Here is a 12,206-nt window from a genome sequence, read left to right as displayed (position 1 = left end):
AACCCTCCAAACACCCCTGCCCGCCCCTCGGAATCCGAGTTGAACGGCGTTGCAGATTTGCCCTATTCGCCCCGGAATCCCTTGATCCGGCTCATCAATGCTTGACGAGCCGAACGGGAAAACCGACGCTTTGCCCAGAGAGGCTGGACACGGTCCCTGACAGGAATGCCAGGAACGGCCGCGTCTCAAAAAATAACGTGCAGGGAGGAAAGACGCATGGTGGCGAACGTCTTTGGAAAGTCGTGCCTGAAATCTCGTATTCTGACGGGCGTCAGCGTTGCCGCGCTGGGCACGTCGTTGTTCGCGTCGACGCCGGCACGCGCCCTGGACTTCAATTCCGGCGACCTTCAGGGCAGCTTCAATACCACCTTGACCTTCGGCGGCCTGATCCGCGTGCAGGAGCGTGACAAGAACCTGGTGGGCAAGGCCAACGGCGGTAACGCCGCCTCCATCAACCAGGACAACGGCGACCTGAACTATGGCACCGGCCTGGTGTCGGCCACCGGCCGCATGACCAACGAACTGAAGCTGGATTACGACAACATCGGCTTCTTCGGCCGCGCGACCTTCTTCTACGACCCCATCAACAACGACGCGAACAGCACGGCCGGCGCCCGCACCGGCGCCTTCACGCTGAGTTCCACCGCCCGCGACCAGTCGGCGGCCTACGCCCGGCTGCTGGACGCCTACGCCTATGGCAACTTCGACCTGGGCGGCGGCACCTCGCTCAGCATGCGCCTCGGCAACCAGGTGCTGAGCTGGGGTGAAAGCACCTTCATCCCCAACGGCATCAACGCCATCAACCCGGTGGACGTCTCGGCGCTGCACCAGCCCGGCACGGAACTGAAGGAAGTGTTCCTGCCGGTGCCGATGATCAGCGCCAACCTGGGCCTGACCAACAACCTCAGCCTGGAAGCCTTCTACCAGTTCAAATGGGAGAAGACGCTGCTGGACCCGGCGGGCACCTATTTCAGCAGCGACGACGCGCTGTCACCGGGCGCTCGCTATCTGTCCCTGCCCTTCGGCAACCCGCTGGCCAAGGACAGCCCCTTCCAGGGCGCCATCGAGACCAACGGCACCGTCAAGAACCCCATCCTGGGCCAGGTCACCCCCATCGCCCCGTTCGGCACCAACGTGCCGCGCCTGAACGACCACAATGGCCGCGACGACGGGCAGTTCGGCTTCGGCGTCCATTATTCCGTACCGGAACTGGACGACACCGACTTCGGCTTCTTCTTCATGAAGTACAACAACCGGGTGCCGGACCTGTCGGTGAAGGTGGGCAGCTTCGGTGACTTCGCCTCAAACCCCGAAACGTTCAGCAACCACAGCGGCTACTACGCCGACTACGTCAACGACATCAAGATGTACGGCGTCAGCTTCAACACCAGTGTTGAAGGCATCGCCATCCAGGGCGAATACTCGTTCCGCCAGGGCCAACCCTTGCAGTATGACGCCGTGGACGTGCTGCAGGCCATGCTGGCCGCACCCTCGGTCTTCGGCTTCATCCAGACCGGCACGCAGCAGGGCGCGGCCTTGGGCGCCTCCCAGGGTGCCGCCCAGGGCACCGCCGCGGCCACCGCCGCCTATCAGACGGCGGTGAACCGGGTCCTGTCCGTCGCCGCCCCGTCCCTGGTGGGCACCAGCTTCAGCTCGCTGCCGGCCCCGGTGCAGGCATCGGTGCAGGCTGCCATCGCCGCCGCTGGCGGGCCGGCCTCGCTGGCCGCGGCCCAGGCGGCGGGCGCCGCCCAGGGCGCCGCCGCCGGCCGCACCGCCGGCGCCACCGCCGGTGCCCAGCAGGCGGCCACCGCCGCCGCCCACATCTTCAACACCAACGCGCTGATCAAGCGCCTGGGCGGCATCCAGGGCACGACGACGGCGGAAATCGAGCAAAGCGCGTCCCGCCTGTTCGGCAGCACCATCCAGGGCTATGGCCGCTACGACATCAGCCAGGTGCAGATGACCTTCACCAAGGACCTGCCGCCCATGATGGGCGCCAGCCAGGTCATCCTGCTGGGCGAGGTGGGCGCCGACATCGTGCACAACATGCCCGATGGCGTGCATTTCAGCGGCACGGGCACCAATGTGGGCGGCAACGCCAACTTCCTGGGCCTGGGCGGCATGGACAGCGTGGCCACCAGCGGCTTCGGCACCGAATTCTCCTGGGGTTACCGCATCGTCGCCCGCTTCGACTATTTGAACGCCATCGGCGGCGTCAACCTGATGCCGCGCATCGTGTGGGAGCATGACGTCCACGGCACCACGCCGCTGCCCGTCGGCACCTTCATCGATGGCCGCAAGGCCGTGTCCGTGGGCCTGACCGCCACCTTCCTGGACAAGTGGTCGGCCGATGTGAACTACACCAACTTCTTCGGCGGTGGTGACTTCAACCTGATCAACGACCGTGACTTCATCAGCTTCAGCCTGAAGTATTCCTTCTAATCCTGCGCCGTCACGGGACCGCCGGATTTTCCCGGCGGTCCGTGACAGAGCAGAATCCCTTTCCCGGTTTTATGGGCGTCGGCCGCCGAGAGGTGGCCGGCGACTTGAATGATGAGATGCCGCCCCCTCGCCGCCCGGCTTGCCACCGGCGCCCTGTCCCTGGTCCTGGCCTTCAGCCTTGCCCCTGGGGACAACCTAAGAGCGAGGGAGATGGCGGCCGGCGACAGCCCCTCATCGTCCGCGATCAAGGTCACCGCGCCCATCGCCGCGAAGACCCCGGCCGCCAATGCCCCCATCCCGGCGCTGCTGGCCCCTCTCGCCCCGCGTTCCCTGATCCTGGCCGGCACGCTGGCGGGCACGCGGCTGGTGGCGGTGGGGGAACGCGGGCACATCCTGCTGTCCGACGACAACGGCCACAGCTGGCGCCAGGTGCCGGCCCCGGCCAACGCCACCTTGACCGGCGTGCGCTTCATCGACGCCAAGCAGGGCTGGGCCGTGGGCCACGACGCCACCATCCTGCACACGACCGATGGCGGCGAAAGCTGGACCCTGCAGAACTTCGCGCCCGACTGGGAACAGCCCTTGATGGACGTGCTGTTCGACGATGCCGACCATGGCATCGCGGTGGGGGCCTACGGCCTGTTCCTGGAAACGGCCGATGGCGGCAAGACCTGGACCAAGCGCCGCATCACCGACGACGACCTGCACCTCAACGCCATCTTCGCCACCGGCGGCGACAGCCGCATGGTGGTGGGTGAGGCTGGCGGCGTCTACACCAGCCCGGACAAGGGCCACACCTGGACCAAGCGCGCCCTGCCCTATGAGGGCTCGCTCTTCGGCGGCTTGGTGGTGGACGACAAGACGGTCCTGGTCTTTGGCCTGCAAGGCCATGCCTTCCGTTCCACCGACGGCGGCCAAAGCTGGCAGTCCATCGACACCGGCACCAAGGCCGGCCTGATGGGCGGGGTCGCCACCCCGGACGGCCATGTCGTGCTGGTGGGCGCCCTGGGCACGGTGTTGAGCAGCGCCGACGGCGGCGGCGGCTTCACATTGAGCTACCGGCCCGATCGCCTGGCGCTGGCCGACGCGGTGCGGGGCGCCGACGGCAGCCTGGTCCTGCTGGGCGACGAGGGGCCCAAGCTGGTGGGCGCGCTGCCCTAACGCCCCTGACAATCCGGCTCCCCGGCCGCTTACGCCCTTTCCGGTTTCCCCGTTTCCCCGAGTGCCCGATGACCTCCCTGCCCCGTTTCCTCGACGCCGTGATCTTCCGCCACCGGCAGGTGGTGTTGGTTCTGTTCGCGTTGGCCACTGCCTTCTTCGCCTGGCAGGCCAGCCACCTGGCGGTGGACACGGCCTATGAGAAGCAGTTGCCGCAAGAACACCCCTATATGAAGACCTTCCTGCAGTATCAGAAGGAGTTCGGTGGGGCCAACCGGGTGGTGGTGGCGCTGAGCGTCAAGAAGGGCGACATCTACACGCCGGAGTTCTTCACCAAGCTGAAGCAGGTGACGGACGAGGTGTTCTTCATTCCCGGCGTGGACCGGGCCAGCGTCACCTCGCTCTTCACCCCCAACGTCCGCTTCATCGAGATCGTGGAGGACGGGTTCAGCGGCGGCAACGTCATCCCGGCGGAGTTCCAGGCCACGCCGGACTGGCTGAACGTGGTGCGCGGCAACGTGCTGAAATCCGGCCAGGTGGGCCGCCTGGTGGCGGAGGACTTCACCGCGGCGTTGGTCAGCATCCAGCTACTGGACCGCGACCCCAGCACCGGCGCCAAGCTGAATTACATGGAGGTGGCCAAGAAGCTGGAGGCCATCCGCGCCAAGTACGCCGATGACGCCGTCGAGATCCATATCATCGGCTTCGCCAAGGCCATGGGCGACGTGGCCGACGGCACGGTGGGCGTCATCGGCTTCTTCGGCGTCGCCTTCGTCATCACCGCCATCCTGGTCTATGTCTACGGCCGGTCCTTCCGTATGACCGCCGTGCTGCTGGCCCTGTCGGTCGTCACCGTCGTGTGGCAGCTGGGCCTGCTGGTGCTGATGGGTTTGGCCATGGACCCCATGTCCATCCTGGTACCCTTCCTGGTGTTCGCCATCGCCATCAGCCATGGCGTGCAGAACGTGGGCACCATCACGCAGGAGATCGGCAAGGGCGCCGACGCCTTTTCCGCCGCCCGCATCAGCTTCCAGCGCCTGCTGGTGCCGGGCACCAGCGCCCTGGTGGCCGACGCCATCGCCTTTCTCACCATCCGCATCGTCAAGATCCAGATGATCCAGGAACTGGCGCTGTCGGCGTCCGTGGGCATGGTCATCATCGTCGTTACCCACCTCGTCATCCTGCCGGTGGCCCTGTCCTTCCTGTCGCTGGGCGACAGCTACCGCCGGCGGGTGTCGGGCCAGGTGGATCGCTTCGACGCGGTGTGGAAGGTCTTCACCGTCTTCGCCCGGCCCAAGGGCGCCATTCCAGCCCTGATGATCGGCCTGGCCGTGTTCGCCTGGGCGCACCACGAGTCCGGCCGCCGCGTCATCGGCGACGCCGAGGCCGGCGTGCCGGAGCTTTGGCCGGACAGCCGCTACAACAAGGATGCGGATTTCATCGCCAGCCACTTCGCCATTGGCGTGGACATCATCCAGGTCATCGCCGAGGCGCCGGCCAACGGCTGCATCGACTACAACGTCATCTCGAAGGTGGATGACTTCGCCTGGCGGATCCGCAATGTCGATGGCGTGCAGTCCACCCTGTCGCTGCCCCAGGTCATGAAGACCGTCAACATGGGCTGGAACGAGGGCAACCTGAACTGGCGGGTGCTGCCCCGCAACAGCCAGGTGCTGGTGCGCGCCGTCTCGCCGGTCGAGACGTCCACCGGCCTGCTGAACGCCGACTGCTCGGTCATGCCCGTCATGATCTTCACCAAGGACCACAAGGCTGAGACCATCGACCGTGTGGTCAAGGCGGTGGAAGCCTACAACAAGGCCAACGGCACGGACGCCGGTGACAAGGGGGCGATCCACTTCCGCCTGGCCACGGGCAATGTCGGCGTCATGGCCGCCACCAACCAGGCGGTGACGGCGGCCGAGACGCCCATGCTGCTGTGGGTCTACGCCACCGTGCTGGTGTTCTGCGCCATCACCTTCCGCTCCGTCGTCGGCACCATCGCCACCGTCCTGCCCCTGATCGTCGTCTCGGTGCTGTGCGACGCGTTGATGGCCGAGCTGAAGATCGGCCTCAAGACCAGCACCCTGCCGGTCACCGCCCTGGGCGTGGGCATCGGCGTGGACTACGGCCTCTACATCTTCAACCGCCTGCAATCCTACCTGAAGCATGGCCTGGGCTTCGCCGAGGCCTACTACAAGACCTTGCAGGAAACCGGCAGCTCCATCCTGTTCACCGCCCTCACCCTGGCGGTGGGCGTCGCCACCTGGTCCTTCTCCGCCCTGAAGTTCCAGGCCAACATGGGCGAACTGCTGACCTTCGTCTTCATCGCCAACATGTTGGGCGCCATCATCCTGCTGCCCGCCATCGCCGCCACGCTCTATCGCCTGTTCCCCCGCCTGTTCGAGGGCGAGGTCAAGCGCGCGCAGAAGCGGACCTTCGCGGCGCACTAGATCGTTTGCCTCAGGCGCCGGCGCCAGCATCCGCTGGCTTGGCTATCCTCGTTCCACCCTGCGGTGCTCACTCCGGGGCCTGCAGTCGCAGGCCTGAAGCTACGTCCGACGGAGCTTTCGTTTTCGGCACCTTTACTGCGCCTTCGACTGCGCCGCCTCCCATTCCGGATCGACCGTGCCGCCGTCCAGGATGAAGCGCCAGGGGGCATCCCCGGTCGCCCGGCGCCAGACGGTGACGTAGCGCACGGGTGGGCGCTCGACCACCGTGCCGTCCGGCTTCGTGAAGCGGGAGCGGGCCTTGCCCCAACTATAGCCCAGGGTGCCGTCGGCGGAGATGGCGGCATCCTCCGGCGCCCATTCCAGCTCCAGCCCGGCGGGAAACAGGGTGGCCAGCGCCGCCCTGTCCACCTTGGCCTGGGGACGGTTCAGCAGGGTGACCTCATCGGCGGCGAAGGCCTGGAACGCGGCCCCCACCCCGACCTCCCGCGCCTTGGCGGCGAAGGCGCGGTCGGCGTCCAGGATCGCCTGAGCGGCGTTAGTGGCAGCGGAAGCGCCGGGCAGAGGGCCGGCGCCCACCACCAAGGGCACAGCCAGGGCACAGGCGGCCAGGCCCAGGGGAAAACGTAAACGGGACATAAGCTTATCCTCCCTGGCGTCCTTGTCCTGACCGCCAGGGTAGCAACAAAGAAGGCGCGGGAATATCCCGCGCCTTCAGTCAACCTTGCGCTGTCCTTCTGGACTCAGAAGCCGACGCGGATATGGCCCATGACGGCATGGTCGGTGCGGTCGCCATTGTCGAACGTCCCCTGGTAGGAGACGGCGACGTTGAAGCCGTTGGCCTGGATGGCGATGCCGCCACCACCATAGTAGGAGGTGCGCTTGCCGGCGCCCCCATTCGTCTCCGCCACTTGGCCGCCCGGCAGGGTGGCCTGGAAGATGCGGCCCGAGTTCAGGAACTCATGCTGCACGCCGGCCTGGATCTGCGGTGCCACCACCACGTCCCCCATCACGAAGGGAACGGCCAGCTGCCCACCCGCCTGGGCGCGGAAGCTTTCGGCATCGAAGTCCGGCACACTCATCGCCAGGGCGCCGGCATCCTTTTCCGTGTAGCTGTGGATGCTGGCGCGGGTGTAGCGCAGGCCCGCCGTGGGCCCCAGGGCCACGTTGCCCAGAGTGACGCTGTACCCGCCCGACAGGCTGGCGCCATAGGTCGTGCCGTTGGGCGTCGCGTTACCCCAGGGCTGCGGCGCGAAGCCGGTCTGGCGCTGCATCTGGGTGAATTCGTCATAGCCGTAGGTGATCATGCCGTCGGCGTAGAACGAACCCATGGTGGCGGTGGCGTAGGCCATCAGGTTGTAGGCGTGCAGCTCATCCTTCCCGAAATTGTTCTGGAAGCGCATGCGGTTGTCGCCATAGCCCAGCGCGATGCCGGTGGTGACGAAGTCCGACACCCGGTAGTCCACGCCCAGCGCGCCGGTGTAGCTGTCGTAATTATAGCCCATCTGGCCGTCGATGGCCTGACGGTCACCGGTGCCGTAGTTGCCGTAGAGGAAGACGCCGACACGGCCGTCGCGCCCTGTCGACGTGCCGGTCCCCATGCCGCCACCGACGCCGGCCACCGCAGTGCCGGAGCGGATGCCGTTCAGACGGGCGCGGACGGCGCCGGTCATGCCGTCATCGGCGATGAAGTTCAGCTGCGTGGCCGCCACGGCGGCTTGCGGCGCCTGCAGCACGGTGGTCAGGGTGCCCGCCACATATTCCGCCACCAGGGTATGGCCGGTGGTGGTGGGGTGCACGTCGTCCCAGAACAGCATGGTGTTGATGTTGGACGCGGTGCAGTACCCCGTGGCCTTGCCACCCAGCAGGCAGGAATGGGTGGCGTCGGTGATGCCATAGGCCGACGGGTTGGCCTGGATCATGCTGAAGATGGTGTTCACATCCACCAGGATGACCCGGGCGCCGCTGGTGCCGTTCAGGCTCTTGGTCAGGTTCAGCACGTCGGCGTTGTGGATGGCCGTCAGCTGGTTGGCCTGCAGCGCCGCCGTCGCCCCCTGCGCCGAGATGGAGGGGGTGTTGCCCAGGTTGGGCAGGTTGAAGATCAGGAAATTCCGGGCGCCGGCGGCGATCAGCTTGCTGGCGCCAGTGCCGATGTTGCCCACGACCGTGGCCGCCTCGGTCGCGGCATCGACGGAGGAGCCGCTGGTGGCGTATTGGAAATAGTCGTTGGCGCCGATCCACAGGGAATACAGCTGGCTGCTGGTAATGGTCGGCTTGGCCGCCAGGAAGGCGTTGATCTGGTTCAGGAAGTCGATGGGCCGCTCGGCCGTCGAGCGCGCGCCGCCATAGGCGTAGCTCTTGAACGGCACGCCGCCGATCAGCGCGCCCACCTTTTCATCCCACAACGGCCCGTTGGAAAAGCGGCCGTTGTAATAGGGCGGCGGCGGGGCCAGGCCCAGCGGCACCAGGTTGCCCGGATCGCTGAGGCTGTCGCCGAAGACGATGCCGGCGGAATATTGCTGCGCGTGCGCGGTGAAACCGACGAAAGACGCCATCATCGCCACCGCCATGGCGGTGGTCGTGCGTAACATCCGGCTGGTCATGGGCTCCCTCTATCCCTCCACGGCGGGCCGTTCAGGCGGCCTGCTCGTTCTTGACGCGGAGGCAGAGTCCCATGAAAGCATCCCCTGCCGTCAAGGGATCAAAAGTCACATTCCGGCGAATGTCCCCGGTTGTGTCGCGGCGGCAGCAGTCGCGCGACTGCAACGATCCGGCCCTGACCCATCGGGGCCCGGACCGGATACCGGCGCTTACTTCAAGGTCGACAGATAGGCGATCACGTCCGCGCGGTCCTGGGCGTTGGGCAGGCCGGGGAAGGCCATGCGGTTGTCCGGGACCAAGGCCCGTGGGTTGGTCAGGTAGGTGTCCAGCGTGGCGGCATCCCAGGTCTTGCCGGCGCCCTTCATGGCGGGGGAGTAGTTGAAGCCGTCCTTGCTGCCGGAGACGCGGCCGACCACGCCCCACAGGTTGGGGCCCAGCTTGTCGGCGCCATCCTTTTCGGCGCTGTGGCAGGCCTTGCAGCGCCGAAAGACCTTTTCACCCTTCACGGGATCACCGGCCGGATCGGCGGCGGCGGAACCGGCGACGGCGACGGCCAGGAAGGCGACGGCGGCGGCAATTTTCATGGGAGGGTCCCTACGGCGTTGCGTGTGTCCATCCCCACCCTGCGGCGGCGGGGGCGGCGTGACCGTAGGGGGTGCGCGATGACGCTGTCAACCAACGCCCTGGGTACAATCCCTGGCACCATTCCAGACGTCCACCGGATGGTGCGGAGCGTCAGTCGCCGGCGTCCAGGCTGGGCCGCCCGCCCAAGTGACTGACACCCAGGGAACTGCCGTTAAAGGTTGCCACCCGGCCGGCCATGCGGCGGGCGGCGTCCGCGCCCCGGTGGGCCAGGGTGGCCGGGGACAGGGTGGCGGGCGAGAGCGTGGGGCGCAGGACCCACAGCAGGGCCAGGGCCACCACCGCTCCCACCGCCGCCGGCAACAGGGCCACAGCACCCGCCACCAAGCCGGACACCACCGTCAGATCGAACAGCATGCCGGGACGCGCGGGCGTCACCAAATGGGCCAGCAACACGCCCACGCCGATGACCAGGACCCACACGCCCCATTGCCGGGGCGCAGCCACGGCCAATAGGAAGCCCGCCAGGGCCAGCATGACCAAGGTGCCGTCCAGGCTGGCGGACGTCAGGTCCCACAACCCGGCCACGGCGCCAAAGCCCGCAGCGGTTAGGGGAAGGAAGACTGTCTTGAGCAACATGGCGTCACGCTGATCCCGAAGGAGGAACATCTGGCCGGCCCCTACCCCGATTGGCGGCCACCATTGGTGGGAGCGTGGGGGGAAGCGACCGTTGATGGTCTTATTCAACACCGGGATTGCGGCAGAAGGCGGGCGAGGCTGGGACCATGCCGGGGCGTTCGGGGCGGTCACACACCCACCGCAAGGCGACGCATCGCCCCGCGTCATCCCGCACCATCCGCCCTACAATTCTTCCGGGTCACTGGGATAGGGTTCTCCGCCCTTGACCGCGTAGCCCCGCTCGGGCGGGAAGCGCTGCAAGGTCTTGGATACGGCCAGCTTGGCGCTGGACGCCCACACCAGATAGCGACGCCCCAGGCGCCAGGACGTCACCACCTGCTCCGGCGCGCCCCGCGACACCATCTGAAAATTGGAATGGCTGATGGTGACGGTGAAGCCGCTGTCATTGGGCATGCGGCGCTCGTCATAGACATACAGCAGGGCCTCATCCGCGCGCCGAGCCTCGGCCAGGCGGTCATGTTCCGTGACACTGCTGCGCAACTGCTCCAGCTCCGCCGTCATCTTGCGCTCCTCGCGCTTCAGATCCAGGGTCAGCTTGGCCTTGGCGCGCACGGCCTGGAACAGCTCCTCCACCTGCGTGCGGCGGGCGCGGGTGTCACGCCGCATGCGCCGGATGCGCCGCGCCGTGGTGCTGGCCACCTGTCCCGCGGCGGTGAGACCGGCGGCGATACCGAACAGCAGGGAAAAGCTGATGGACATGGGCGGGCTTAGGACCGGGCGGGCGAGGCATCCACCTCGTCCAGCATGACCTGATCGCCCTCCTCGTCCCCCGGAGCGTCCTGCGACGGCTCGCGGATCTCGATGATGTGGAAGCCCATGGAATGGGGGTAATAGCTCTCCACCAGGGTCTTGGCGTCACCGGCGTTGGGGGCCCAGGCGTGGACGTTCTGGGTGCGCGCCCAGCTGCGCGACAGGCCCAGCACCTCCTTCTGCTCCAGAACGGCTCGTTGCACGTGACGGTTGATGACGGCCGCCACGAAATGGCGGGCGGGACGACCAGGGCGAGAGAATGCCTCCTCCTCCCCCAGCACGCGGATCAACTGGTCGCGCCTGGCCTCCAAATCCGCGACGCGGCGGGTGGACATGTAGTTCTGGCGGCGGGCGGACTTCAGCGTATTGTCCAGACGGGCGACGCGGGGCATGATCTTGGCGCCCCGGTCCTCGAACTTGCGGTGCAGGATGTTCGCCTCCTGAAAGCGCTCATCCACCCGGTCCACCCCTTCGCTGAGGTGCAGGTGGCGTTCGACCAGATGGGAAACGGCCAGGGCGGCGAGGTAGGACAGCCCCGCCACCATCATAAAGATCGCCACCGCCGTCAGCAGATCGCTCATGAGCCGTTTCGGTTCAGATATGGTTGCAAAGGGCTTTCCCTTGTAGGCAATCCCGGCGCCGCGGCGCTGTCAAGCGATGGCGCGGGCGCCTGCCGCAAGGATTAGCATTACATGCCACGCTGCGATAGGTTTGCGCCCATGACACAGACCCCACCCCGCCTGGACGTCGCCCTGATCCCCGCCCTCAGCGACAACTACATCCACCTGTTGCGCTGCGGCGCCACGGGCACGGTGGCGGTCGTCGACCCGGCCGAGGCCGCCCCGGTGACGGCGGCGCTGGAGCGATGCGGCTGGACCCTGGACCTGATCATCAACACGCACCACCACGGCGACCATGTCGGCGGCAACCTGGAGCTGAAGGCCCGCTATGGCGCCGCCATCGTCGGCCCCGCCGCCGACCGCGACCGCATCCCCGGCATCGACCGCGCCATCGCGGATGGGGAAAGCTTCACCGTGGGTGCCTGCCCCTTCATCGGCATCGACGTGCCCGGCCACACCCGGGGTCACATCGCCTTCCATGGGCCGGAGGACGCGGTGCTGTTTTCCGGCGACACGCTGTTCTCCATGGGCTGTGGCCGCCTGTTCGAGGGCACGCCGGCGCAGATGTGGCGCTCCCTCACCCGGCTGCGCGTCCTGCCGCCGGAAACCACCGTCTATTGCGGCCACGAATACACCGCCGGCAACGGCCGCTTCGCCCTGACGCTGGAGCCGGACAACACCAACCTGGCGGCCCGCATGAGGGAGGTCACCGCCCTGCGCGCCAATGATCGCCCCACCCTGCCCACCACGCTGGCTGTGGAACGGGCGACGAACCCCTTCCTGCGCGCCGACCTGCCCGCCCTGGCCGCCGCCGTGGGTTTGGCGGGTGGCGACCCGGTGGCCGTCTTCGCCGAAATCCGCCGCCGGAAAGACGATTTCCGGGGATAAGAAGCCCTTGCGTTCCAGC

At 67.1% G+C, this 12,206-nt stretch carries 10 protein-coding genes; 4 read left to right on the top strand and 6 right to left on the bottom strand.

Annotated features, from left to right (window positions below; genetic code table 11):
* Window positions 1-216 precede the first annotated feature (216 nt).
* The 3 genes from UCD39_RS23165 (at window position 217) to UCD39_RS23155 (ending at window position 6,050) form a co-directional block, all read left to right on the top strand.
* Window positions 217-2,442 carry a DUF1302 domain-containing protein gene (locus UCD39_RS23165; protein ID WP_330498063.1) on the top strand — a complete coding sequence of 742 codons (2,226 nt, stop codon included), beginning with the start codon at window positions 217-219 and terminating at the stop codon, window positions 2,440-2,442.
* 108 nt (window positions 2,443-2,550) lie between these two features.
* Window positions 2,551-3,603, top strand: a complete 1,053-nt coding sequence (locus UCD39_RS23160) for a WD40/YVTN/BNR-like repeat-containing protein (RefSeq protein ID WP_330498062.1) — start codon at window positions 2,551-2,553, stop codon at window positions 3,601-3,603.
* 68 nt (window positions 3,604-3,671) lie between these two features.
* Window positions 3,672-6,050 carry an efflux RND transporter permease subunit gene (locus tag UCD39_RS23155; protein WP_330498061.1) on the top strand — a complete coding sequence of 793 codons (2,379 nt, stop codon included), beginning with the start codon at window positions 3,672-3,674 and terminating at the stop codon, window positions 6,048-6,050.
* 132 nt (window positions 6,051-6,182) lie between these two features.
* Here the strand turns inward: UCD39_RS23155 and UCD39_RS23150 are convergent, their stop codons facing one another.
* The 6 genes from UCD39_RS23150 to UCD39_RS23125 form a co-directional block, all read right to left on the bottom strand.
* Window positions 6,183-6,686: a hypothetical protein gene (locus UCD39_RS23150; RefSeq protein ID WP_330498060.1), complete on the bottom strand. Its 504-nt coding sequence runs from the start codon at window positions 6,684-6,686 to the stop codon at window positions 6,183-6,185.
* A gap of 104 nt (window positions 6,687-6,790) precedes the next feature.
* Window positions 6,791-8,650 (bottom strand): autotransporter domain-containing protein, encoded by a 1,860-nt coding sequence (locus tag UCD39_RS23145; protein WP_330498059.1) that lies wholly within the window; start codon window positions 8,648-8,650, stop codon window positions 6,791-6,793.
* 207 nt (window positions 8,651-8,857) lie between these two features.
* The gene (locus tag UCD39_RS23140) at window positions 8,858-9,232 is read right to left on the bottom strand and encodes a c-type cytochrome (protein WP_330498058.1); all 375 of its coding nucleotides are present in this window, start codon (window positions 9,230-9,232) and stop codon (window positions 8,858-8,860) included.
* A 151-nt stretch (window positions 9,233-9,383) separates the two neighbouring features.
* The gene (locus UCD39_RS23135; protein ID WP_330498057.1) at window positions 9,384-9,869 is read right to left on the bottom strand and encodes a hypothetical protein; all 486 of its coding nucleotides are present in this window, start codon (window positions 9,867-9,869) and stop codon (window positions 9,384-9,386) included.
* A 222-nt stretch (window positions 9,870-10,091) separates the two neighbouring features.
* Window positions 10,092-10,628: a hypothetical protein gene (locus UCD39_RS23130; protein WP_330498056.1), complete on the bottom strand. Its 537-nt coding sequence runs from the start codon at window positions 10,626-10,628 to the stop codon at window positions 10,092-10,094.
* A gap of 8 nt (window positions 10,629-10,636) precedes the next feature.
* Window positions 10,637-11,260: a hypothetical protein gene (locus UCD39_RS23125; RefSeq protein WP_330498055.1), complete on the bottom strand. Its 624-nt coding sequence runs from the start codon at window positions 11,258-11,260 to the stop codon at window positions 10,637-10,639.
* A gap of 138 nt (window positions 11,261-11,398) precedes the next feature.
* On the opposite strand from UCD39_RS23125, the gene gloB reads away from it, so the two are divergent.
* On the top strand, window positions 11,399-12,187 hold the full coding sequence (gloB, locus tag UCD39_RS23120) for a hydroxyacylglutathione hydrolase (protein WP_330498054.1): 789 nt from the start codon (window positions 11,399-11,401) through the stop codon (window positions 12,185-12,187).
* Window positions 12,188-12,206 lie beyond the last annotated feature (19 nt).

This window comes from Nitrospirillum karajorum (genome assembly GCF_036348415.1).
GTDB lineage: Bacteria > Pseudomonadota > Alphaproteobacteria > Azospirillales > Azospirillaceae > Nitrospirillum > Nitrospirillum amazonense_B.
Note: the sequence above shows the minus strand (reverse complement) of the source record. Positions and strands in the feature narration are given on the sequence as shown.